Below are 22,530 nucleotides of genomic sequence, written 5' to 3'. Positions count from 1 at the left end.
TCCACCCTTCGTAGCCGCTGTACCAGACTCCTGGGGGTGCCGCCCTCGTCGCGGGCCTCGCCGTCGGCGGCGCCGGCGCCGCCACCGCGGACGGCTCCGACGTCGAGCGCACCGAGCTCTCCGGCACCGCGCAGACCGAGGCCCACGGCTACTGGACCTCCGAGCGCATGGAGGCCGCGATCCCGGCCGACGACCTCGCCCCCGAGGACGCGCCCTCCCACGACGCCGTGGAGAATGGCGAGCCCACCACCGTCCAGGGCCGCGGCGCCGAGGTGCCGGGCATGAACAAGAAGGCCGCCGCCGGCGAGAAGGACACCGTCGGCAAGGTCTTCTTCACCCAGGGCGGCCAGGACTACGTCTGCTCCGGCAACTCGGTCGCCTCCTCGAACGGCTCGACCGTCTCGACTGCCGGGCACTGCGTCAACGACGCCGGCACCTGGGCCACCAACTGGGTCTTCGTGCCCGGCTACGACCACGGCGACGCCCCCTACGGCACCTGGGCCGCGACCGATCTCGTCTCCACCGACGAGTGGGTCTCCAGCGAGGACATCAGCTACGACGTCGCCTTCGCGACCGTCGAGCCCGAGAGCGGCGACGGCACCCTCGAGGACGCCGTCGGCTCCACCTCGATCGCGTTCAACCGCGAGCGCGGCGCCGACTACGACGCCTACGGCTACCCGGCCGCCGCGCCCTTCGACGGGGAGTCCCTCGAGAGCCGCTCCGGCTCCGCGAGCGACGACACCATCGGCGGCACCCTCTCCCAGGGCATCTCCTGCGACATGACCGGCGGCTCCTCCGGCGGTCCCTGGTTCCTCGGCGACGGGGCGCAGAACTCCGTGAACAGCTTCGGCTACAACGGCCAGGCGAACGTGATGTACGGCCCGTACTTCGGGGCCGAGGCACAGGCCGCCTACGACGAGGCGGCCGCCTGAGCGCGACCCCCACTCCGGAGAAGGGCCGGCACCCCGCGAGGGTGCCGGCCCTTCCGGCGTCTCAGCGTGCGACGGGCGTGCTCGCCTCGAGCCCCTCGAGCTCGGCGAGGATCCGTTCACGCGGCGCGTCGGCCCCGGCGGCCAGCTCCCGCTGGCGCCGTACGTACTCCGCCTTCCCGCGCGGGGTCTCGATCGGCACCACCCCGTAGCCCAGCGGCCGACCGTCGTACGGGCTCGCCTCCATGTCCAGCACTCGTGTGGCGCGGGCGTGCTCGAAGCAGTCCAGCACCAGGTCCGAGGGCAGCGAGCGGCGTGAGCTTCATGGCCCACTTGTACAGGTCCATCCCCACGTGCAGGCAGGCCGGGTTGTCGTTGTCGACCTGCGTCGCACGGGTCGGCTCCATGGAGTTGCGCGGCGCGGCCGACGGGGTGAAGAAGCGGAACGCGTCCAGGTGCGAGCAGATCAGGTTCTCCCGCTCCACGACAGCATCGGTCTCGGCCGGGGTCAGGCGCGCGGCAGGTCCTCGTGACGCTGTCCGCCCGCGGGAACCCGGTGCACCATCGCCCACTCGTGCAGGCCGAAGCACCCGAACTCCGGCCGGCGCCGCGTGAGGGTCGAGGCCCGCAGCAACCGCGTCATGAACGAGAAGGCAGAGGCCCGCTCGGCCAGATAGCGCTCGACATCCGCTCGCCGCACCGCGGGGGTTCCCTCCGGTCCCGCCTCGTCGACGTACCAGGACCGTCGCCCCGCCTCGTCCACATCCGCGATGACCGGGCGCCCCTCCGCATCCAGATCGGCCGACGCCTCGTATCCCATCCGCCATCCGGGATGCCAGCGCCGCGCCCGGGCGGGGGAGAAGGGGTAGTAGGTGAACAGGAAGTCCTCCACCGCATGCTTCTCGCCCCGCTGCTTCCGCTCCCGATGCGCGGCGGTCAGCGCATCGGCCCGCTCCTCGTGCGCCGCGCGCGCAGCGGCGGCGGCCACCGCGGCCGTCAGCACCGTCACCGCCCGAACTCCCCGGCCAGATAGCGCCGATGCGCGTCGATCGCCGCGAGGGTGCGACGGGTCGGCGACGTCCCGCCGGCGCCGTGGGCCGTCGGCATCTCTCCCCGCCACAGGGCGAAGTTCATCGAGGTGGCGGGCGCCCTGACGGTGGACCCGTCCGCGAGGACGATCTCGGTGGCGCGCGGAGCGAGAAAGGTCGCGGGGCCCACACGGACCAGCCGGATCTGCGACCACGGCAGACGGCGCGTGCCGAGGTACGAGGCGACCTCGATCCCCGCCGTGGTCACGGTGAAGCGCCGCCTCATGGCGATCACGAACATGCAGCTGACCAGCAGGATGAAGAGTCCGGCGACGAGGTTGAGCACGATCCCTGCGGTGGAGCCCGAGGTCGCTCCGAGCACAGCGACCAGGATCGCCAGGGGCGACAGGACCAGCACGGCGAGTGCGATCGCGACGATCAGGGACCAGGGGCGCTCCGGCGCGCGGAAGAGAACGACCGGGGTGCTGGGGCGGGACGACGACACGTTTCCATGATGCCGCACCGCCGGGGAGCGACCCTGTCGGCCTGCGGCACCGACTCAGCTGCGACGCAGTGCCCTGTCAGAATTCCCCTCGCAGATGCTTGCTTGTGGAATTCGATCGCCACGCGAGTGGGCAGGGGGATCGTCCGGTGGTCGCCCATGACGGCGAAGATCTCGCTGAGAGGCTCGTTCCGGAAAGCGGTGTATCGGCTGGCGGTGAATCGTAGGGTGATCCGCTCGCCCTCCGTCGTCACGACGCAGGTGGCACCTCGGAGGTACCAGTCCTCGCTCGGCTGGATCCATGAGATCGACGGCCATGCGTTCTGTCGAGATCCGAAGGGTCTGCGCAGTTCTATTCCGGCGGTGGAGATGGTCATCGCGGTCCTGCTGTTCAGCCAGAGAACAAGGATCAGCACCAGACCCAGGGGCGACGACAGGAGAAGTCCCAGCGCGAGGTCGAACACCCATGAAGCGTCGGAAGCAGGGCCCTCGTCGCTGCTTCGACTGCCGAAGGGGCTCAGGATCAGGAGAAGGGAAAGAGGGGGCAGAGGGAACAGTGCCCAGCAGTTCTGCATGGGCGTCGACCAACGAGCTCGGTACAGGAGGGTTCCCCGTGACGCCATCGGAATCTGCTCCTCGTTCGACGTCGTCCGACGTAGCTCGAATGAGAGTACCGGTGCAGTGATCACGCCCTGTCGGAGGTCGAGCGCTCGGGGCCCGAGCCTCCGCGAGTACCTCCGCACCTGGGGGATCACGTCGGTGTCGTGGGGCCGGGCCGACTCCATCGGCCGGTCCTCCCCAATGCCCCGTGGTCCACATCCGGGGCAGTGCCGTCGAAGGGTGAGCGAGAGGACCCCTAGCGTGCCGGGCATCCCCTCGACCGACCCCACCCAAGGAGCCCCCGATGACCGGCATCGACTTCGACTGCCACGCCTGCGCGGCGACCCACCTCGGCACCGACGGCACCAGGGACCGGCCCTGGCCGGTGCTGTCCTTCGCGGTCCCGGACCCCGTGCTCCGGCTCGCCCCGCACGAGCTCCGTGACGCCGAGATCACCGAGGACCTGTGCTGGATCGAGCGCCCCGAGGGGGCCGAGCAGTACGTGCGGGTGTCGATGCACGTGCCGATCCGCGACGACCCCGAGCGCCGCATGGAGTACGCGCCATGGGTGTCCCTGGCCGAGGACGACGTCCTCGACATCCTCGATCACCTCGGGGACGACGGCTATCGCACGGTCTACCCCGGGCGCCTCGCGAGCGCCCTGCCGGGCTACGAGACGGCGGGCCCCGCGCCGGTCCTCGTGCACTCCCGCGGGGACCTCCGCCCGCTGATCGGCCCGGACCCCACGAACGAGAGCCCGCTCGGACGCGACCTCCTAAGCGGCATCACCCGGGAGGAGGCCGAGCGCGCATCCGTGCCTTCCTGCTCCGGTGAGCCGCGACGAAGGGCAATGGCGCTCAGACCTCGTCGAAGGCCGATCCCTCGGGAGCCTGCGCCTCGGCCAGCGGCTCCCGCACCCGCGGGATCACCTCGATGCCGTAGAGGCGGATCGACTCCATCAGTCGCTCGTGGGGCATCGGACCGTTCGAGTACTTCAGGTCGAAGCGGTCGATGCCGAGCGAGGTGATCGTCCGCGCGATCTTCTGCGCGACGGTCTCCGGGGAGCCGACGTACAGTGCGCCGTGGTCCGCCTCCGCCTGGAACTCCCCGATCCCCGACGGGCCCCATCCGCGCTCGCGCCCGATCTCGTTGCGGTTGTGGATCCAGTGCGGGGCGAGCGCTCGCGCGCGGCGGCGTCGGTCACGGCGACGTGCCCGGGGAGTGGACGCCGACGGGGCGGCGCCGCCCGCCGAGCTTCGTCGTCGCCTCGTGGAAGAGGTCGACGTAGGGCGCGAAGCGGCGCGCGGGCCCGCCGATGATCGCGAGCATCAGCGGCAGTCCGTGACGGGCGGTGCGGATCACCGAGTTCGGGCTCCCGCCGACGGCGACCCAGGTGGGCGGCTCCCGCTCGAGCGCGGGGTGCAGCGACTGCTCCTTCAGCGGCGCTCGGGTGGTGCCGGACCAGGTGATCGGCTCGCCGGACAGCGCCGTCACGAGCAGGTCCAGCTTCTCCTCGAAGAGGGTCTCGTAGTCCTGCATCGCGAAGCCGAACAGCGGGAAGGACTCGGTGAAGGAGCCGCGGCCCACGGTGAGCTCGGCCCGACCCTGAGAGAGGGCGTCGAGCGTGGAGAATCGCTCGACCACACGCGCGGGTCGTCGGAGCTGAGCACGATCACGGCGGTCCCCAGCGTGATCCGTTCGGTGCGCCGCGCGAGCGAGGCGAGCACCATGTCCGGCGCGCTGACCGCGTAGTCGGGCCGGTGGTGCTCGCCGATCGAGAAGTGGTCGATGCCGACCTGGTCGGCGAGCTCGCCCTGGGCGACGATGTCGCGGATCACCTGCGCCGGCGCGACGGGATCTCCCGCGCTGTCCACGGTGACGTCCCCGAAGGTGTCCAGGCCGAAGGTGATGGATCCAGGATCGATGCTCATCTGACTGCGCTCCCCGCTTGAATGCTTGAGGATTCAAGCATAGGGGAGTGCGGCGGCGGGGTCCAGCCCGCGGTGCGGCGCCCTGCCGTGCAGGGGACTCACCGCCCCTCCCATCGCGGCTCCCGCTTCTCGGTGAAGGCCGCCGCGCCCTCGGCGACGTCCTCGCTCGAGAACACTCGCTGCTGGGCCTCCCGGATCCGCCGCCAGGCCGGCCGCCCCCAGCTGTCCTCGTGCACCGTCGAGTGCACGAGATCCTTCGTGGCCCGCACCGCGAGCGGCGCGTTCGCGGCGATCCGCTCCGCCAGCGCGAGCGCCTCCTCCAGCACCGCACCGGGCGCGCTCACGGAGTTGACCAGCCCCCACTCCAGGGCCTCCTCCGGCGAGATCCGGTCCCCGGTCAGCGACTTCTCGAGCGCGAGCTTGGGCGGCACCTGCTTGCGGGAGGCGCATCGTCCCGCCCGCCACCGCGATCAGCCCGCGACGCACCTCGGGCGCGCCAGATGCGCCGCCGGGTCGATCAGCGCCAGGTCGCTGGCGAGCACCAGCTCCGCCCCGAGCCCGACGGCCGGACCGTTCACCGCCGCGATCACGGGCACGGCGACCAGATGCCCCACGATCCCCGCGAAGCCCCGCTCGGGTCGGGTGCGGGAGTGGGCGCTCTCGCCGCGGGCGAACGCCTTGAGGTCCATCCCGGCGCAGAACGCCCGGCCCGCCCCGGTCAGCACGATCACCCGCGTCGCCGGATCCGCCTCGGCTTCCGCGACCGCGTCGCCGAGCGCGGTGGCGAGCTCGTCGTCGACTGCGTTCAGCGCCCCCGGGCGGTGCGGCGTCAGCACCCGGACATGCTCGTGCTGTGCGGTCAGCACCAGCTCCCCGCTCATCGCGGGCCCATCCTGATCGCCCCGTCGAGACGGATCACCTCGCCGTTGAGCATCGGGTTCTCCACGATGTGCCGCACCAGCGTCGCGTACTCCGCGGGGCGGCCCAGCCGGCTCGGATGCGGGACCTGCGCCGCGAGGGAGTCGCGCACCTCCTCGGACAGCCCCGCCATCATCGGCGTCTCGAAGGTGCCCGGCGCGATCGCCATCACCCGGATCCTCGAGGCGGCGAGCTCCCGGGCGGCGGGCGCGCGTGAGCGAGGCGACGGCGCCCTTGGACGCCGCATAGGCCGTCTGCCCGATCTGCCCGTCGAAGGCCGCCACCGACGCCGTGTTCACGACGACCCCGCGCTCCGCGCCCAGGCGCGGCACCGACTGCATCGCCTCGGCCGCGACGCCCATCACCGTCACCGTGCCCAGCAGGTTCACGCGCACCACCTGCTCGAAGCCCGCCAACAGCATCAGCCCGTCGCGACCCACCAGGCGCTTCGCCTGCACGATCCCGGCGCTGACCACCACCCGCGACGGCCCGAGCGACGCGGCGAGCTCCACGGCCTCGCGCACCTGCGACTCGTCGGTGACGTCTGCCGGGGCGAAGCGCGCACCGCCCCCGAGCCCCTCGGCGACGGCCGCGCCGTCCGTGCCCGGCAGATCCACCAGCACGACCTGTGCGCCGGCCGCGGCCAGCGCCTCCCCGGTCGCGCGCCCCAGGCCCGAGGCGCCCCCGGTCACGAGCGCGACATTCCCTGCGACATCCATCGGTCTGCCGCCTTCCCCGCGCTCCGTCGCGCGATCGGTCCGTCTGCGCTCGAGCCTATCCCGCCGCTCCCGCTCCGGGCCGGGCGAGGCGAGCGCCTAGACTGGCGCGCATGCGCATCGCCCGATTCACCACCGGCGAAGACCCCATGTTCGGCATCGTCCAGGAGAAGGACGGCCAGGACATGGTCTACGGCATCACCGGTGATCCCCTGTACACAGAGATCCGCCCCACCGGGAAGATCCTCCCGCTCGAGGACGTGCGGTCGCTCGCCCCCGTCATCCCGCGCTCGAAGGTGGTGTGCGTCGGCCGGAACTACGCCGCCCACGCCGCCGAGCTCGGCAACGAGGTGCCCGACCAGGCCCTGTACTTCCTCAAGCCCAACACCGCCGTCGTCGGCCCCGGCGATCCCGTGGTCGTGCCCTCCTACAGCCAGGAGGTGAGCCTCGAGGCGGAGCTGGCCGTGGTCATCAAGCGGATGGCCAAGGACCTCGCCCCGGAGCAGGTCGCCGATCACGTGCTGGGATACACCTGCGCGAACGACCTCACGGCCCGGGACTCCCAGCGCGCCGAGGACCAGTGGTTCCGCGCCAAGGCCTTCGACACCTCCTGCCCGATCGGGCCCTGGATCGAGACCGATCTCGATCCTGCCGCAGGACTGGCGATCTCCTCCCGCGTCGACGACGAGACCGCCCAGTCCGGCTCCACGGCCGACATGGTGCGCGGCGTGCCCGAGCTGATCGCCGAGATCTCCTCCGTCGTGACCCTTCTGCCGGGCGACATCGTGCTCACCGGCACCCCCGCCGGCGTCCGCACCGTCGAGCCCGGCGCCCGGATCGACGTCGAGATCGAGGGGATCGGGACCCTGTCCAACCCCCTCGTGCGCCGCTGAGCCCGCCCCCGAACCTCCAGGGAGAACCCTTCGTGACCACCACCCCCGCAGCCGCCTCGACCCCCGACGAGGTCCGCGTCCGCTTCTGCCCCAGCCCCACCGGCATCCCGCACGTCGGCATGGTGCGCACCGCCCTGTTCAACTGGGCCCACGCCCGCCACCACGGCGGCAAGCTCGTCTTCCGCATCGAGGACACCGACGCCGCCCGCGACAGCGAGGAGTCCTACCACCAGTCGCTCGACGCCATGCGCTGGCTCGGCATCGACTGGGACGAGGGCGTCGAGGTCGGCGGCCCGGACGGCCCCTACCGCCAGTCCCAGCGCGGCGAGATCTACCAGGACGTGATCGCCAGGCTGAAGGAGTCCGGGCACATCTACGAGTCCTTCTCGACCGCGGAGGAGATCGCCGAGCGCCACCGCGCCGCCGGCCGCGACCCGCGGCTCGGCTACGACGGCCACGACCGCGACCTCACCGAGGAGCAGAAGGCCGCCTTCCGCGCCGAGGGCCGCGAGCCCACCTGGCGCCTGCGCATGCCGCAGGAGGACATCACCTTCACCGACATGGTGCGCGGCGAGATCACCTTCAAGGCCGGCTCCACGCCCGACTTCGTCGTCGTGCGCGCGAACGGTCAGCCGCTCTACACCCTGGTCAACCCCGTGGACGACGCACTCATGCGCATCACCCACGTCTTTGCGCGGCGAGGACATCCTCTCCTCCACCCCGCGCCAGATCGCGCTCTACCGGGCGCTGATCGAGATCGGCGTCGCCGAGCGCGTGCCCGAGTTCGGCCACCTCCCCTACGTGATGGGGGAGGGGAACAAGAAGCTCTCCAAGCGCGACCCGCAGGCGGACCTCTTCCTCTACCGGGAGCAGGGCTTCATCCCTGAGGGCATGGTCAACTACCTCGCCCTGCTCGGCTGGGGCTTCAGCGCCGACGAGGACATCTTCAGCCGCGAGCGACTCGTCGAGCGCTTCGACGCCTCCGACGTGAACCCGAACCCGGCGCGCGTGGACCTCAAGAAGGCCACCGCCATCAACGCCGACCACATCCGTCTCTTTGCCGGAGGACGTCTTCGTCGAGCGGCTCATCCCGTACCTGCAGTCCGGGGGAGTGCTCGGTGAGACGGTCAGCGAGGAGCGACGCGCCCTCGTCGTCGCCGCGGCGCCGCTGGTGCAGACCCGCATGAACCTGCTCGGCGAGGCGAGCGACCTGATGGGCTTCCTCTTCGTGGCCGACGAGGACCTCGTGGTCCAGGACGACGCCCTGAATAAGCTCGGCGACGACCCCGTCGCGGTGCTGGACCGCGCCATCGCCGAGGTCGAGGCCGTCCCGGCGGAGGACTTCACCGCTCGCCGCGCTCGAGCCCGCGGCGCGTGCCGCGATCGTGGACGACATGGGCATCAAGCCCCGCCTCGCCTTCGGCCCGCTGCGCTCCGCGATCTCCGGCCGGCGCATCTCCCCGCCCCTGTTCGAGTCCATGGAGCCGCTTGGCCGCTCCTCGAGCCTCGCGCGCCTGCGTTCCTTCCGCGAGCGCCTCGCCGCGGAGGGCTGAGCGCCAGGGCTGTGGGGCCCGGCCGGACAGCGTGCCGAGCCTCACAGCCCGAAAGGCCCCTCTCGCTTTGTGCTCCGCGGGAGAAGCCGGTAGAGTCTTCACTCGGTACGGCACGCAGAACAGCGCGGGAAGTCCACGGGAACCACCGGGGAACGGAACGTGAAGGACTGCGGAAAGTGCTTCTCACCATGGGGTATGGTGTAATTGGCAACACAACGGTTTCTGGTACCGTCATTCTAGGTTCGAGTCCTGGTACCCCAGCGCTTCGCAGTGATCATTCGCTGTGCGGTCCGCGCCCCGTTCGTCTAGCGGCCTAGGACGTCGCCCTCTCACGGCGGTAACACCGGTTCAAATCCGGTACGGGGTACGAGGCGAGATCCACTGGATCTCGCACCCGCCCCGTTCGTCTAGCGGCCCAGGACGTCGCCCTCTCACGGCGGTAACACCGGTTCAAATCCGGTACGGGGTACGAGCAGGAGCCGGCACCACTGGTGCCGGCTCCTTCTGCATTCCGGGACGTCTCTCCTGACGGAGAGGGTTCCCGCAGAGTATCGTCGTGACATGACGCACACAGCAGCTCCGAGGATCACGGTCGGCGTCTTCGACGCGGACGAGTCCGATCAGGCGGTCCGCTGGGCCGCCAGCCATGCCGCCACCGTCGGCGGCGCGCTCCATCTCGTCCACGCCTTCGTGTGGACCGAGCTCGATGTCAACGTCGACCCGATCTCCGGGATGCCGGGCTCCGGCTTCCGCGGCGCGGCCGACACCCTGCTGCGCGAGGCCGCCGAGCTCGCCCGGGAGCGCGCCCCCGAGGTCGAGATCACCACCGAGGTGATCGACGGCAACTCCGTGCCGGTCCTGGTCCACGCGAGCCAGGGTTCCGACCTGCTGGTCCTCGGCGGGCGAGGACTGGGCCGGCTGATGACCCTCATCGTCGGCTCCAAGAGCCTCGCCCTCGCCGCCCGCGCCCGCTGCCCTGTCGTGGTGGTGCGGGGGAACATCGACGGCGACGGCCCCGTCGGCCTCGTGCACCACGAGACCTCGACCGAGGTGATCTCCCGCGCCGCCGACCTCGCGGAGGCCTACGGACGGGACATCCACCTCGTGGTGCGGCCGGGCACCTCGCCCGATCAGGCCCAGGAGATCCTCGCCGCCACCGCGCGCGGATCGCGCTCAGCCACCCCTCGGTCTTCGTGAAGGGCGTGGCCGTGGCGACCTCCGACAACGCCAAGCGACTGGTCGAGGCCAGCGAGAACGCGAGCGTCATGGTCGTGGCGGGGGAGCGGGTCGAGGGCGGCTCCGGGAAGATCGCCGCGCCGCGCCAGCTCGTGAACGTCGCGCGCTACGCCAACACGCCCGTGTGGATCGAGCGGGAGTGAGGCGCGGGTGATCAGGCGCCGGCGCGGCGCAGCGACTCGGTGAGATGGTTCGCCGAGCTCATCACCGACGGGGCGTGGAGCCGGCCCGGCTGACGGGTGATCCGCTCGATCGGCCCGGAGATGCTCAGCGCCGCGACCACGCGCCCGTTCGGCCCGCGCACGGGCGCGGAGACGGAGCCGACGCCCGGCTCGCGCTCACCGATCGACTGCGCCCAGCCGCGACGGCGCACCGCCGAGAGCTGGGTCGCGGTGAAGCGCGCCCCGAGCAGACCCCGGTGGAGCCGGTCCGGCTCCTCCCAGGCCAGCAGGATCTGTGCGGCGGAGCCCGCCCGCATCGTCAGCGCCGCCCCGAGCGGGACCGAGTCGCGCAGACCGATCGGCCGCTCGGCGGCGGCCACGCAGATGCGGTGGTCGCCCTGGCGCCGGTACAGCTGCGCGGATTCCCCGGTGTGGTCCCGCAGGGCCGCGAGCACGGGCCCGGCCGAGGCCAGCGACCGGTCCTCGCCGGCGGCCGCGGCGAGCTCGCCGAGGCGCGGACCGAGGATGAAGCGGCCCTGCATGTCACGGGCCACCAGATGGTGGTACTCGAGCGCCACCGCGAGGCGGTGCGCGGTGGGACGGGCCAGTCCCGTCGACTGCACGAGCTGGGCGAGCGTGGCAGGGCCGGCCTCGAGGGCGCCGAGCACGACGGCCGCCTTGTCGAGCACGCCGACGCCGCTTCCGTTCTCCTCCGGGGTGTTGTCCATGCTCCGATATTGCCGTCTTATTGAGTGAGACGCAAGTGCATCGGATCGTGGACCCGCCCACGATGAGCGCGCGCCCGAGACCGGGCGCGACTGCGCATCAGCACGCATCCCCACGAGGGATGCAGGGAAGGATCGACATGGCGGGGACCCTCGCGGAGAAGGTGTGGGCGGATCACGTGGTCCGCCGCGGTGAGAACGGCGAGCCGGATCTGCTCTACATCGACCTCCAGCTCCTGCACGAGGTCACGAGCCCGCAGGCCTTCGACGGCCTGCGCCAGGAGGGGCGCGAGCCCCGCCGCATCGACCAGACCCTCGCGACCGAGGACCACAACACCCCCACGATCGACATCGACAAGCCGATCGCGGACATCACCTCGCGCACCCAGATCGACACCCTGCGCCGCAACGCCGAGGAGTTCGGCGTGCGCATCCACTCCCTCGGCGACAAGGACCAGGGCATCGTCCACGTCGTGGGACCGCAGCTGGGCCTGACCATGCCCGGCATCACCGTCGTGTGCGGCGACTCTCACACCTCCACCCACGGCGCCTTCGGCGCGCTGGCCTTCGGCATCGGCACCTCCGAGGTGGAGCACGTGCTGGCCACTCAGACCCTGCCGCTGACCCCCTTCAAGACCATGGCCATCAACGTCACCGGCTCCCTGAAGCCCGGCGTCACCGCGAAGGACATCATCCTCGCCGTGATCGCGAAGATCGGCACCGGCGGCGGCGCGGGCTACGTGCTCGAGTACCGCGGCGAGGCGATTCGCGAGCTCTCCATGGAGGGCCGCATGACGATCTGCAACATGTCGATCGAGGCAGGCGCCCGAGCCGGCATGATCGCCCCGGACGAGACCACCTTCGAGTACGTCAAGGGCCGTCCCCACGCCCCGCAGGGGAAGGACTGGGACGAGGCCGTCGCCTACTGGAAGTCACTGCGCAGCGACGACGACGCGACCTTCGACGCCGAGGTGGAGATCGACGCCGACGAGCTCGAGCCCTTCGTCACCTGGGGCACCAACCCCGGCCAGGGCCTGCCGCTGTCCGCCGCGGTCCCCGCCCCCGAGGACTTCGTCGACGAGACCGACCGCTACGCCGCCGAGCGGGCGCTGGAGTACATGGACCTCGTCCCCGGCACGGCGCTGAAGGACATCAAGGTCGACACTGTCTTCATGGGCTCGTGCACCAACGGCCGCATCGAGGACCTGCGCGCCTTCGCCTCCGTGCTCGAGGGCCGCACCAAGCACCCCGACGTGCGCGTCCTGGTCGTCCCGGGCTCCGCCCGCGTGCGCCTGCAGGCCGAGCAGGAGGGCCTGGACAAGGTGTTCGTCGACTTCGGCGCCGAGTGGCGCCAGGCCGGTCGCTCGATGTGCCTGGGCATGAACCCCGACCAGCTCGCCCCGGGCGAGCGGGCCGCCTCCACCTCCAACCGCAACTTCGAGGGCCGGCAGGGCAAGGGCGGGCGCACCCACCTCGTCTCGCCCGTCGTCGCCGCCGCCACCGCCGTACGCGGCACCCTGTCCTCCCCGTCCGACCTGCTGACCCACGCCTGAGGAGCCCCGCCATGGAAGCCTTCACCACGCACACCGGCATCGGCGTCCCGCTGCGTCGCAGCAATGTCGACACCGACCAGATCATCCCCGCCGTCTACCTCAAGCGCGTCACCAAGACCGGCTTCGACGACGGCCTGTTCCACGCCTGGCGCACGAACGATCCCGAGTTCGTGCTGAACAAGCCCGCCTACGCCAAGGGTTCCGTGCTCGTGGCCGGCCCCGACTTCGGCACCGGCTCCTCCCGCGAGCATGCCGTGTGGGCTCTGCGCGACTACGGCTTCAAGGCGGTGCTCTCGACCCGCTTCGCGGAGATCTTCCGCGGCAACTCCGGCAAGCAGGGCCTGGTCGCCGGGATCCTCGCCCAGGACGACATCGAGCGACTGTGGAAGATCCTCGAGGAGACCCCGGGCACCGAGGTGACCGTGGACCTCGAGAACCGTCAGGTCAGCGCGGGCGACTCGACCTTCCGGTTCGAGATCGACGATTACACCCGCTGGCGTCTGATGGAGGGCCTGGACGACATCGGCCTCACCCTCCGCCACGAGGAGGACATCACCGCCTTCGAGCAGAAGCGCCCCTCCTGGATGCCGAAGACGCCGCCGGCCCGCACCGCCGACACGCACTGAGGTCCCACCTCATCTTCGCGGCCTGCCCGCCCCTGCCACGGGGCGGGCAGGCCGCTCCGGTATGGTGAGCCGGTCAGATATGGGCGTGCTGACGTCCGTCCCTCCAGGCAAGGACACCATGAGCTCCACATTCCACGTGCGCGGCGGGCGCCCGCTCGACGGCGAGATCACCGTCCGCGGCGCCAAGAACCTGGTCTCCAAGGCGATGGTCGCCGCGGCCGCTGGGCACCTCGCCGAGCGTGCTCCGCTCCGTTCCCGACATCTCCGACGTCCGTATCGTCTCGAACCTGCTGTCGATCCACGGCGTGAAGATCGAGCACGACGTCGCCGGCGGCGAGTCGCGGCTGGATCCCTCGAACGTCGAGCGGGCCCACGTCGCCGACATCGACGCCCACGCCGGCGACTCCCGCATCCCGATCCTGTTCTGCGGCCCGCTGCTGCACCGTCTGGGCGAGGCGATCATCCCCGACCTCGGCGGTCGCCGCATCGGCGACCGGCCGATCAACTACCACCTCGACGTCGCCGCGCGCCTTCGGCGCCCACGTCGACAAGCGCGAGATGGGCATCCACATCACCGCGCCGAACGGCCTGAAGGGCACGAAGATCCACCTCGAGTACCCCAGCGTCGGCGCGACCGAGCAGGTGCTCGCTCACCGCGGTGCGCGCCCAGGGCGTCACCGAGCTGGTCAACGCCGCGGTCGAGCCGGAGATCGAGGACCTCATCGCGGTGCTCGCAGAAGATGGGCGCGATCATCTCCCTGCAGACCGACCGCACCATCACCATCGAGGGCGTCGACGAGCTCGGCGGCTACGAGCACGTCGCGATCGCCGACCGCATCGAGGCGGGCTCCTGGGCCTGCGCGGCGCTGGTCACCAAGGGCTCGGTCTTCGTGCGCGGCGCGCGCAGAAGCCGATGTCCACCTTCCTGAACATCTTCCGCAAGGTCGGCGGCGGGATGGAGATCCGTGAGGACGGCATCCGCTTCTACCATCCCGGCACCCCGCTGAAGGCGATCGCGCTGGAGACCGACGTGCACCCCGGCTTCATGACCGACTGGCAGCGCCCGCTCGTGGTCGCCCTCACCCAGGCCGACGGCATCTCGATCCTCCACGAGACGGTCTACGAGAACCGCCTGGGCTTCACCGGCGCGCTGAACGACATGGGCGCGCGGATCCAGGTCTACCGCGAGTGCCTCGGCGGCTCCTCCTGCCGCTTCGGCCGCTCCAACTACAACCACTCCGCGGTCGTCTCGGGCCCGATGGCCCTGCACGCCGCGGACATCACCGTCCCGGACCTGCGCGGCGGCTTCTCCTACCTCATCGCGGCGCTCGGCGCCGAGGGGGTCTCCACCATCCGCGGCATCGGCCTGATCGACCGCGGCTACGAGTCCTTCCGCGACAAGCTCACCGCCCTCGGGGCCGAGTACTGGGAGGGAGAGGAGTGAGCGAGGAGCACGCGGAGCTCGGGACCGGGAGCACCCCGATCGCGGGAGCGGCCGGCTCCCTCGCCCTGCGGGACATCCCGATCCCGGACTACTGCGACGTCGTGATCGTCCCGACCGGCGGGGTCGAGGAGTCGGATCCGCGGGTGTGGGCCGAGGCGATCTTCGCCCACGAGAACACCCCTCTCGGCTCCCGCGGCCTGCGCGCCCTGCGCGACGAGGCGGTGCGGCTGTTCGACATGGTCCCGCCGCCGCAGAAGGAGTTCGTGGCCGACGAGGTGGTGGGCTCGGAGGCCCTCATCGTGGACGACGACGACAAGCTCGCCGTCCGCATCGGCGTGGCGCTGCTGCCCGGCGGGGAGTCGCTGCAGGTGACCACGGCGGTGAAGTACAAGACCGTGCGGGGCCGGCTCGCCTTCGCACCGCGCCGTCTGATGCACGCCGCGGCCGTGAACACCCTCGCCCGTCGGGCGCCGACGACGCTTCGCCGCCGGGCTCTGACCGGCGACCGGCGCGCGGCCTCCCTCACCTCGCAGGTCTCCCGCCGCGCCCTGGGCCGCGGCCCGTCCTCGAACCGCTGATGTCGCTACTGCGCGCTGGGACGTGGGCACCGCCCGCGAACCCGCCCGTCGTGCCGGGCTCGTGATCGGCCTCGCGCGGCTCCCGCTGCGACCCCTGGTCACGCCGCTCTCCCGCCCGCAGTGGCAGGGCACCGAGAACTTCCCGGCCAGCGGCGCCGTGATCGCCTGCGGCAACCATCTCAGCGCCTTCGACCCCTTCGGCTACGGGCACCTCCTGCAGGCCTCCGGGATCGCGCCCCGCTTCCTGGCCAAGGAGTCGCTGTTCCGCGTGCCGGGGCTCGGCGCCCTGCTGCGCTCGGCCCGGCAGATCCCGGTGCCGCGCGGCACGAGCCGCTCCGGGGACGCCCTGGACGCCGCCCGGGAGGCGCTGGGCCGGGGCGAGCCGCTGATGGTCTTCCCCGAGGGCACCTACACCCGCGATCCGGAGCTCTGGCCGATGCAGGCCCGGCTCGGCGCGGCCCGCCTCGCCCTGTCCACCGGTGCGCCGATGTCGCCGATCGCGACCTGGGGCGGTCGCGGGCTGTGGCCCGTCGGCTCTCCGCTCCCGCGCCCCGGCCGGGGCCGACGCGTGCGCATGCGCGTCGGCGAGCCCTTCACCGCCGCCGCCGGCGACGGCGAGACGGAGCACGAGGCCGCCCTGCGCGTCACCGAGGACCTCATGGCCCGCATCGCGGCCCTTCTCGGCGAGCCGCGGGGCCTCACCCCGCCCGATCGCCTCCATGACCCGCGCACGGACGCCCATCGCCCCGAGATCGGCCGCACCGATCCCGGCTTCCGCGCGCCGACGGAGCCGCGACGATGAGCGCGCCGCGCAGGGCCCCGCGTCTCACGGTCCTCGGCGCCGGAAGCTGGGGGACCACCTTCGCGCAGGTCCTCGCCGACGGCGGCGCCGAGGTGACCCTCTGGGCGCGTCGCGAGGAGGTCGCCCGCGAGATCGGGACGCAACACCGCAACAGCGCCTATCTCGGCGACCGCGAGCTCCCCGCGAGCCTCCGCGCCACCGCCGATGTCGCCGCCGCGCTCGAGGACGCCGACGGCATCGTCGTCGCGATCCCCGCCCAGTCGATGCGCGCGACCCTCGCGCCCTGGCCCGCCCTGCCCGCCGTCCCGGTGCTCTCCCTCACCAAGGGCATCGAGCGCGGCACCGACGCCCGGATCAGCGAGATCCTCGCCCGGGCCGGGGAGCGGACCCCTCCCTCGTGGGCGTGCTCTCCGGCCCGAACCTCTCCGGCGAGATCGCCGAGCGCCGCCCCTGCGCGAGCGTCGTCGCCGCCCGGGACGAGGCGCTCGCCGAGACCTTCGCCTCCTGGTGCTCCGCGCCCTACCTGCGCGCCTACACCTCGACCGACGTGGTCGGGGTCGAGGTCGCCGGGGCCGTGAAGAACGTCATCGCGATCGCCGTCGGCGCCGCGACGGGGCTCGGCCACGGCCACAACACCACCGCCTCCCTGATCACGCGCGGACTGGCGGAGATCACCCGTCTGGGCGTCGCGCTCGGGGGCGCCGCGAGACCTTCCCGGGCCTCGCCGGCATGGGCGACCTCGTCGCGACCTGCTCCTCGCCGCTCAGCCGCAACCACCGCCTCGGCCTCGCGCTCGGCCGCGGGCTCGACGTCGCCGCGGCCGCGGCGGAGGTGGGCCAGACCGCCGAGGGCGTCGCCACCGCCCGAGCCGTCGCCGACATCGCCGCACGCCACGGCGTCGACATGCCGATCACCCGCTCGGTGGTCGCGGTCGTTGACCACGGCGCGAGGATCGACGAGGTCACCACGGCCCTGCTGTCACGCTCGGTCCGCCCGGAGTGACTACCCTCGACCCCATGAGCACCACCGTCGCCCTCCTGTTCGGCGGCCGCGCCGGCGAGCACGGCATCTCGTGCATCACCGCCGGCGGCATCCTCGCCGCGATCGACCGCACCCGCTTCGATGTCCTCGCGATCGGCATCACCCCCGAGGGCGGCTGGGTCCACGTCTCCGACGACCCCTCGGACTGGACGATGGTCGACGGCCGCGCCCCGAGGTCGCCGCCGATGGCGACGAGGTGCTCGCTGCCCTCCTCCCGCCACCGCGCGGGAGAGCGGACCGCGCCGCGTCGTGCGCGAGGGACGCGTCGAGCCGCTCGCCGAGGTCGACGTCGTCTGGCCGCTGCTGCACGGTCCCTACGGCGAGGACGGCACCGTCCAGGGCATGCTCGAGATGCTCGACATCCCCTACGTCGGCTCCGGCGTCCTCGCCTCGGCCACCGCGATGGACAAGGCCGCGACGAAGGTCGCCGCGCGCGGCCGGCATCGAGTGCGCCCCCGGCATCGTCGTGCACGAGGACCGCTGGGCCGACGGCGCGGGTCGCGTCCTCGCCCACCTCGAGCGGACACCACCCGCGGCCCTGGTTCGTCAAGCCGGCCCGTGCCGGCTCCAGCCTCGGCGTCAGCCGCGTCGAGGAGGTCTCGCAGCTCGAGCACGCGATGAAGGCCGCCTTCCGCGAGGACCCCAAGGTCCTCATCGAGGAGGGGGTCGTCGCCCGCGAGATCGAGTGCGGCGTGCTCGCCGCGCGCGACGGCGGCGAGCCCCACACCACTCTGCCCGGCGAGGTGAAGGTCGGCGCCGACCTCGACTTCTACGACTACGAGGCGAAGTACTTCGGGAAGGGCACCGTGAGCATCGACGTACCCGCGGGTCTGCCCGACGGGGTGCTCGAGGAGGCCCGCGAGATCGCCCGGCGCGCCTTCGGGGCGCTCGGCCTCGAGGGCCTCGCCCGGGTCGACATGTTCGTCACCGCCGATCACCGCGTGATCGTCAACGAGGTCAACACCATGCCGGGCTTCACCCCGTACTCGATGTTCCCGGTGCTGTGGGAGTCGATGGGGCTGAGCTACGCCGAGCTGATCGCGGACCTCGTGGACCAGGCCGCCACGCGCCGCCTCGGCCAGCGCTGAGCCGTCTCAGCCCTCGTAGCCCTCGTCCCCGGGGCCGATGCAGCGGGCGGTCGCCTCGATGTTCCGGGTGATCACCTGGGTGAGGTCGAGCGCGGCGGCGGAGGGCTGGTCCGGTGCCGCCGAGCGCGGCACGGACACGTCGATCGCCGGTTCGCGGCCGTAGGTCGTGTACAGGAAGGTGTCGCCCTCGATCTCCTTGACGACCCAGTCGACCTCGATCTCGTTCTCGTCGGCGAGCGTGGTGCACTGGTCGGTGGTCGGGCCGGGCGGGGTCACGCCGCGCCGCATCACCACCGTGTCCTCCCCGCGCCCCAGGCGGCGGTGCCCTGGCTCGAGGTCTCCACCCGGTCCATGCCGAGCACCTGCGGCGGGGCGGCGAGCACGATGTCGGCGCACACCGGGTCCGCGGCGGCCTCCCCGGCGGGCACCTGCACGGTGCCGCAGGCGGCGAGGCCGAGCGCGAGCGACCCGGTGAGGGAGAGGACGGCGGCACGTCGAGGAAGCACGTACCGAGGGTACCGGTGGGATCGGGGAGCCGGGGATCGGGCAGACTGGTGCGATGACCGCGCAGCCCGCCCCGGCCTCTCCGAGGCCTCGATCCTCGCCTCCGTGCTCCCGCGGCTCCCCACGGGCGAGCAGGTCGAGGTCGGTCCGGGCGATGACGCCGCGGTGGTGCGCCTGCCCTCGGACCGTCTCGTGGTCACCACCGATGCGCTGGTCGAGGGGCACGACTTCCTGCCGGGCGCGACGCTCCCGCGTTGGATCGGCCGGAAGGCCGCGGTGCAGAACCTCGCCGACGTCGCCGCGATGGGCGCCCGTCCGCTCGCCCTCGTCGTCGCGCTCTCGGCCCCGGCCGGGACGGACCCGACCGTCTTCGAGGAGCTCAGCGCCGGTCTCGCGGAGCGCGCTGCGGCCGACGGCGCGGTGATCGTCGGCGGCGACCTGGGCCGCGCCGACCGCCTCACCCTCGCCGTCACCGCGATGGGCGCGATGGCGCCCGGCGACGCGCCCGTGCTCGCGCTCCGGCGCCCGCCCCGGCGACGTGCTCGCGATCGGCACGGAGCGCCTGGGCCGCTCCGCCGCCGGTCTAGCCCTGGTCCTCGGCGGGAAGATCCACGTCGACGCCGCCGGCTCGATCTCGCTGGAGGACATCACCACCCCCGACGCCGCCGATCTCGTCCGCCACCACGACGCCCCCGAGGTCGACCTGTCCCTCGGCTGGGGTGCCGGCCGCACCGCGCACGCCATGATGGATCTCTCCGACGGGCTGGTCCGCGACGGCGGCCGCCTCGCCGCCGCCTCGCAGGTGCGGATCGACCTCGACCGCGCCGCCCTCGCCCCGGATGCCGAGGCCCTCGCCGCCCTCGCCGACGATCTCGGCGAGGACCCCTGGGCCTGGGTCCTCCACGGCGCCGAGGAGCACGCGATGCTCGCCGCCTTCGCCCCGGGCGAGGTGCCGACCGGCTTCCGCTCCATCGGCCGGCTCCACGAGGCGGGGGACGGCCCGGCCGTGACCCTCGACGGCACCCCGATCCCCGGCGAGGGCTTCGACCACTTCGCCTGAGCACGCCGGGCCCCGCCGGGATTAGGCTGGTCGGCGGCGCGACCGCGCCCGACCCGCATGCCACGGAGGAGCACCACCACCATGCCGATCACCGTCAAGGCCCTGCAGAAGACCGGCCCGGACCAGCCGTTCCGCGTCACCACGATCGAGCGTCGCGACCCCCGTCCGGACGACGTGGTCATCGACATCGAGGCCGCCGGCATCTGCCACAGCGACATCCACACCATCCGCAACGAGTGGGGCGAGGCGCACTTCCCGCTCACCGTCGGCCACGAGATCGCGGGCACCGTCTCCGCCGTCGGCGCCGACGTCACCGACTGGAAGGTCGGCGACCGCGTGGGCGTCGGTCGCCTGGTGAACTCCTGCGGGACGTGCGAGGAGTGCCTCGCCGACCAGGAGCAGAACTGCCTGAACGGCAACGTCGGCACCTACAACGCGGAGGACGTCGACGGCACCATCACCCAGGGCGGCTACGCCGAGAAGGTCGTCGTCAACGAGCGCTTCGTGCTGAGGATCCCGGACGAGATCCCCTTCGACCAGGCCGCACCGCTGCTGTGCGCCGGCATCACCACCTACTCCCCGCGCGCCGCTGGGGCGCCGGTGAGCAGGTCTCCGGCCGCGCCAAGCGCGTCGCCGTGCTGGGCCTGGGCGGGCTCGGCCACATGGGCGTGCAGATCGCCGCCGCCATGGGCGCCGAGGTCACCGTCCTCACCCGCACGCCGCGCAAGGAGGAGGACGCCCTCGCTCTCGGCGCGAAGCGCGTGCTCGCCACCTCCGACGAGGACTTCTTCAGCGCTCACCGCGGCGAGTTCGACCTGATCCTCAACACGATCAGCGCCGACATCCCCGTGGACCGCTACCTGCGCCTGCTCGCCCCGCGCGGCGTCATGGCCGTCGTCGGCCTCCCGCCGGAGAAGCAGGCGCTGAGCTTCGGCTCCCTGATCGGCGGCGGCAAGGTGCTCGCCGGCTCCAACATCGGCGGCATCGCCGAGACCCAGGAGATGCTCGACTTCTGCGCCGAGCACGGCATCGGCGCGAAGATCGAGACGATCTCGGTGGACGAGGCCGACGCGACCTACGAGCGCGTGGTCGCCGGCGACGTCCGCTTCCGTGCCGTCATCGATACCGCCACCTTCGCGGGCGCCGCGGCGGAGTGACGGTCAGGGCGGCGGTCCGTCCCGTCCCCGCGACGGACCGTCGCCCCTCCCGAGGCACAACACCAATGAGCGGTATCGCTCAATACAGCGATAAACATCTGAGAGTGACGGTGGGTGCGCTCGCGCTCGACGTCTCCGAAGGATCCACCATGGCCCCCTCCGCCGCCTCCCTCCGCACCCTCGCCCACGACCACCCCGAATGGTGGGCCGGCGCATCGGGCGAGATCACCGCCCGGCACCTCGGCCGCGGCGAGTCCTTCACCGCCCACCTGCTGCGCCGCGGGGAGCGGGAGCTCGTCGTCCGCATCCCGCACAAGCCCCTCGACGAGTCGCCGCAGTCCCTCGAGGCGGAGCACGAGATACTCGGCCGGGTTCCCACCGGACTCGCTGCCGCACCCGTCGCCGTCCACCAGCCCACGACAGAGGACCCGCAAGCCTGGACGGTCACCACCCGCGTCCCCGGCCGCGTGCCGCCCGCCGCGGACTGGGCGGACCGTTACCTGCTGCGCGCCCCTCGCGACGAGCCTGGCCCATCTCCACCACGCCGGCGACCAGGCCGGACTGCCCGAACCCGGCCGCCCCGACCCCGTCGGCGCCGCGGATCTCGCCCACGCCTGGTGGCGCGAGAACGAACCAGAGGCGGCGCAGGTCCTCGCCGACCTCTGGCCCGCGGTGCGCCGCCATCAGGAGCGCACGGGCACGGCCTTCCGGGCCGTCACCCCCGTCCTCCTCCACGGCGACCCCGCGGCCGCGAACCTGCTCGTGGACGACGACGGCACGGTGCGTTTCGTCGACTGGGAATGGGCGCAGCGGGGCGATCCCGCCCGGGACCTCGCCTTCATCGGCGGCCCGATCACCGCTGAGCCCTGGTACGCCGCCCTGGACGACGATCTGCTGCGGGACCAGACCGCCCACTACCTCGCCGAGCGCTCACGCCGCTCGGGGGAGCCGTCCGAGCCCGTCGGCCCCGTCCTCGAGCGCCGCCGCGCGCACCTCGTCCACGAGGTCTTCTTCACCGCCGCGCACCTGCACCGCACTGGCGAGGAGGAGCGCCGCGCCGCCCTGCTCGCCCAGGTCGCCGACGTCGTGCGCTGAGCGGGCCGGACGCACGAGAGCCCCCACCCGGTCGGGTGGGGGCTCTCGTGGAATTGAGTCCTTGCGGTCTCGCTCAGGCACCGAGCGTGCTGACCTTGCCTGCCTTGAGGCAGGAGGTGCACACGTTCACGCGCTTGCTGGTGCCGTTGATCACAGTGCGGACCGACTGGATGTTCGGGTTCCAGCGACGCGAGGTGCGGCGGTGCGAGTGGGACACGGCCTTGCCGAAGCGCGGGCTCTTGGCGCAGATGTCACACGTGGAAGCGACCACTGTCGTCTCCTGGTACGTCGATGTTCTGATCGCGGTGCCCGCTCCAGCCCCCGCGCCGGAACGGCGGGGTCGGTGACCTGGGTGAGCACGGAGGTGCGAGCCCCCGGCGGTCAGGGCAA

Annotated in this window: 16 protein-coding genes, 3 tRNA genes and 12 pseudogenes; 22 read left to right on the top strand and 9 right to left on the bottom strand. The window is 72.3% G+C overall.

Annotated features, from left to right (window positions below):
* Positions 1-167 precede the first annotated feature (167 nt).
* Positions 168-932 (top strand): trypsin-like peptidase domain-containing protein, encoded by a 765-nt coding sequence (locus WKH84_RS03485; protein WP_341855633.1) that lies wholly within the window; start codon positions 168-170, stop codon positions 930-932.
* 61 nt (positions 933-993) lie between these two features.
* Here WKH84_RS03485 and WKH84_RS03480 read toward each other — a convergent pair.
* Positions 994-1,938 (bottom strand): annotated as a pseudogene (locus WKH84_RS03480) (3-methyladenine DNA glycosylase).
* Positions 1,935-2,462, bottom strand: coding sequence for a PH domain-containing protein (locus WKH84_RS03475; protein ID WP_341855632.1), 528 nt, complete (start codon positions 2,460-2,462; stop codon positions 1,935-1,937). The pseudogene WKH84_RS03480 and the gene WKH84_RS03475 overlap by 4 nt, the downstream one beginning before the upstream one ends.
* 901 nt (positions 2,463-3,363) lie before the next feature.
* On the opposite strand from WKH84_RS03475, the pseudogene WKH84_RS03470 reads away from it, so the two are divergent.
* Positions 3,364-3,834: pseudogene (locus WKH84_RS03470) on the top strand (DUF2199 domain-containing protein); the annotation flags it as partial.
* Between the two features lie 82 nt (positions 3,835-3,916).
* On the opposite strand, the pseudogene WKH84_RS03465 reads toward WKH84_RS03470, so the two are convergent.
* The 3 pseudogenes from WKH84_RS03465 to WKH84_RS03455 form a co-directional block, all read right to left on the bottom strand.
* A pseudogene (locus WKH84_RS03465) lies at positions 3,917-4,990 on the bottom strand (LLM class flavin-dependent oxidoreductase).
* Positions 4,991-5,088: 98 nt separating this feature from the next.
* Positions 5,089-5,826 (bottom strand): annotated as a pseudogene (locus tag WKH84_RS03460) (enoyl-CoA hydratase-related protein); the annotation flags it as partial.
* A gap of 41 nt (positions 5,827-5,867) precedes the next feature.
* Positions 5,868-6,627 (bottom strand): annotated as a pseudogene (locus WKH84_RS03455) (SDR family NAD(P)-dependent oxidoreductase).
* Between the two features lie 110 nt (positions 6,628-6,737).
* Here WKH84_RS03455 and WKH84_RS03450 point away from each other — a divergent pair.
* From WKH84_RS03450 to WKH84_RS03420, 7 genes and pseudogenes are all read left to right on the top strand, one after another.
* Entirely contained in the window at positions 6,738-7,517 is a 780-nt protein-coding gene (locus tag WKH84_RS03450; RefSeq protein ID WP_341855631.1) for a fumarylacetoacetate hydrolase family protein, read from the top strand.
* Positions 7,518-7,549: 32 nt separating this feature from the next.
* Positions 7,550-9,070, top strand: a pseudogene (gene gltX, locus WKH84_RS03445) (glutamate--tRNA ligase).
* Positions 9,071-9,259: 189 nt separating this feature from the next.
* A tRNA-Gln gene (locus WKH84_RS03440) sits at positions 9,260-9,331 on the top strand.
* Between the two features lie 33 nt (positions 9,332-9,364).
* Positions 9,365-9,437: transfer RNA gene (locus WKH84_RS03435), tRNA-Glu, on the top strand.
* A gap of 29 nt (positions 9,438-9,466) precedes the next feature.
* Positions 9,467-9,539, top strand: a tRNA-Glu gene (locus tag WKH84_RS03430).
* Positions 9,540-9,631: 92 nt separating this feature from the next.
* Entirely contained in the window at positions 9,632-10,267 is a 636-nt protein-coding gene (locus tag WKH84_RS03425; RefSeq protein ID WP_341855630.1) for a universal stress protein, read from the top strand.
* A gap of 5 nt (positions 10,268-10,272) precedes the next feature.
* A complete protein-coding gene (locus tag WKH84_RS03420; RefSeq protein ID WP_341855629.1) occupies positions 10,273-10,449 on the top strand; it encodes a hypothetical protein in 177 nt (58 codons plus the stop codon).
* An 11-nt stretch (positions 10,450-10,460) separates the two neighbouring features.
* Here the strand turns inward: WKH84_RS03420 and WKH84_RS03415 are convergent, their stop codons facing one another.
* Positions 10,461-11,195, bottom strand: coding sequence for an IclR family transcriptional regulator (locus WKH84_RS03415; protein ID WP_341855628.1), 735 nt, complete (start codon positions 11,193-11,195; stop codon positions 10,461-10,463).
* Between the two features lie 137 nt (positions 11,196-11,332).
* Between WKH84_RS03415 and leuC the strand changes: the two genes are divergently transcribed.
* The 9 genes and pseudogenes from leuC to WKH84_RS03370 all read left to right on the top strand — a co-directional run bounded on the left by leuC (position 11,333) and on the right by WKH84_RS03370 (position 18,324).
* The gene (leuC, locus tag WKH84_RS03410; RefSeq protein ID WP_341855627.1) at positions 11,333-12,745 is read left to right on the top strand and encodes a 3-isopropylmalate dehydratase large subunit; all 1,413 of its coding nucleotides are present in this window, start codon (positions 11,333-11,335) and stop codon (positions 12,743-12,745) included.
* Positions 12,746-12,756: 11 nt separating this feature from the next.
* Positions 12,757-13,371 carry a 3-isopropylmalate dehydratase small subunit gene (gene leuD, locus WKH84_RS03405; protein ID WP_341855626.1) on the top strand — a complete coding sequence of 205 codons (615 nt, stop codon included), beginning with the start codon at positions 12,757-12,759 and terminating at the stop codon, positions 13,369-13,371.
* A 118-nt stretch (positions 13,372-13,489) separates the two neighbouring features.
* Positions 13,490-14,815, top strand: a pseudogene (gene murA / locus WKH84_RS03400) (UDP-N-acetylglucosamine 1-carboxyvinyltransferase).
* Positions 14,812-15,393, top strand: a complete 582-nt coding sequence (locus WKH84_RS03395) for a hypothetical protein (protein ID WP_341855625.1) — start codon at positions 14,812-14,814, stop codon at positions 15,391-15,393. The pseudogene murA and the gene WKH84_RS03395 overlap by 4 nt, the downstream one beginning before the upstream one ends.
* Positions 15,394-15,415: 22 nt before the next feature.
* Positions 15,416-16,195, top strand: a complete 780-nt coding sequence (locus WKH84_RS03390; RefSeq protein WP_341855624.1) for a lysophospholipid acyltransferase family protein — start codon at positions 15,416-15,418, stop codon at positions 16,193-16,195.
* A pseudogene (locus tag WKH84_RS03385) lies at positions 16,192-17,197 on the top strand (NAD(P)H-dependent glycerol-3-phosphate dehydrogenase). The gene WKH84_RS03390 and the pseudogene WKH84_RS03385 overlap by 4 nt, the downstream one beginning before the upstream one ends.
* 14 nt (positions 17,198-17,211) lie before the next feature.
* A pseudogene (locus WKH84_RS03380) lies at positions 17,212-17,400 on the top strand (D-alanine--D-alanine ligase A); the annotation flags it as partial.
* Positions 17,318-17,554: pseudogene (locus tag WKH84_RS03375) on the top strand (hypothetical protein); the annotation flags it as partial. The pseudogenes WKH84_RS03380 and WKH84_RS03375, both read left to right, overlap by 83 nt.
* Positions 17,440-18,324, top strand: coding sequence for an ATP-grasp domain-containing protein (locus WKH84_RS03370; RefSeq protein ID WP_341856761.1), 885 nt, complete (start codon positions 17,440-17,442; stop codon positions 18,322-18,324). The pseudogene WKH84_RS03375 and the gene WKH84_RS03370, both read left to right, overlap by 115 nt.
* A gap of 6 nt (positions 18,325-18,330) precedes the next feature.
* Here WKH84_RS03370 and WKH84_RS03365 read toward each other — a convergent pair whose 3' ends face one another.
* Complete coding sequence (locus WKH84_RS03365; protein WP_341855623.1) at positions 18,331-18,612, bottom strand: hypothetical protein; 282 nt, start codon at positions 18,610-18,612, stop codon at positions 18,331-18,333.
* A complete protein-coding gene (locus WKH84_RS03360) occupies positions 18,612-18,830 on the bottom strand; it encodes a hypothetical protein (protein ID WP_341855622.1) in 219 nt (72 codons plus the stop codon). The genes WKH84_RS03365 and WKH84_RS03360 overlap by 1 nt, the downstream gene beginning before the upstream one ends.
* Here WKH84_RS03360 and WKH84_RS03355 point away from each other — a divergent pair.
* The 4 genes and pseudogenes from WKH84_RS03355 to WKH84_RS03340 form a co-directional block, all read left to right on the top strand.
* A pseudogene (locus WKH84_RS03355) lies at positions 18,760-19,257 on the top strand (AIR synthase related protein); the annotation flags it as partial. The gene WKH84_RS03360 and the pseudogene WKH84_RS03355 overlap by 71 nt on opposite strands.
* A 109-nt stretch (positions 19,258-19,366) precedes the next feature.
* Positions 19,367-19,888, top strand: a complete 522-nt coding sequence (locus tag WKH84_RS03350; RefSeq protein ID WP_341855621.1) for a hypothetical protein — start codon at positions 19,367-19,369, stop codon at positions 19,886-19,888.
* Between the two features lie 81 nt (positions 19,889-19,969).
* Positions 19,970-21,045, top strand: a pseudogene (locus WKH84_RS03345) (NAD(P)-dependent alcohol dehydrogenase).
* A 114-nt stretch (positions 21,046-21,159) separates the two neighbouring features.
* Positions 21,160-22,140, top strand: coding sequence for a phosphotransferase (locus tag WKH84_RS03340; RefSeq protein ID WP_341855620.1), 981 nt, complete (start codon positions 21,160-21,162; stop codon positions 22,138-22,140).
* A gap of 73 nt (positions 22,141-22,213) precedes the next feature.
* Here the strand turns inward: WKH84_RS03340 and rpmB are convergent, their stop codons facing one another.
* Positions 22,214-22,411 (bottom strand): 50S ribosomal protein L28, encoded by a 198-nt coding sequence (gene rpmB, locus WKH84_RS03335; protein ID WP_341856760.1) that lies wholly within the window; start codon positions 22,409-22,411, stop codon positions 22,214-22,216.
* Positions 22,412-22,530 lie beyond the last annotated feature (119 nt).

It is taken from the genome of Brachybacterium sp. GPGPB12, assembly GCF_038396325.1.
Lineage (GTDB): Bacteria > Actinomycetota > Actinomycetes > Actinomycetales > Dermabacteraceae > Brachybacterium > Brachybacterium conglomeratum.
Note: the sequence above shows the minus strand (reverse complement) of the source record. Positions and strands in the feature narration are given on the sequence as shown.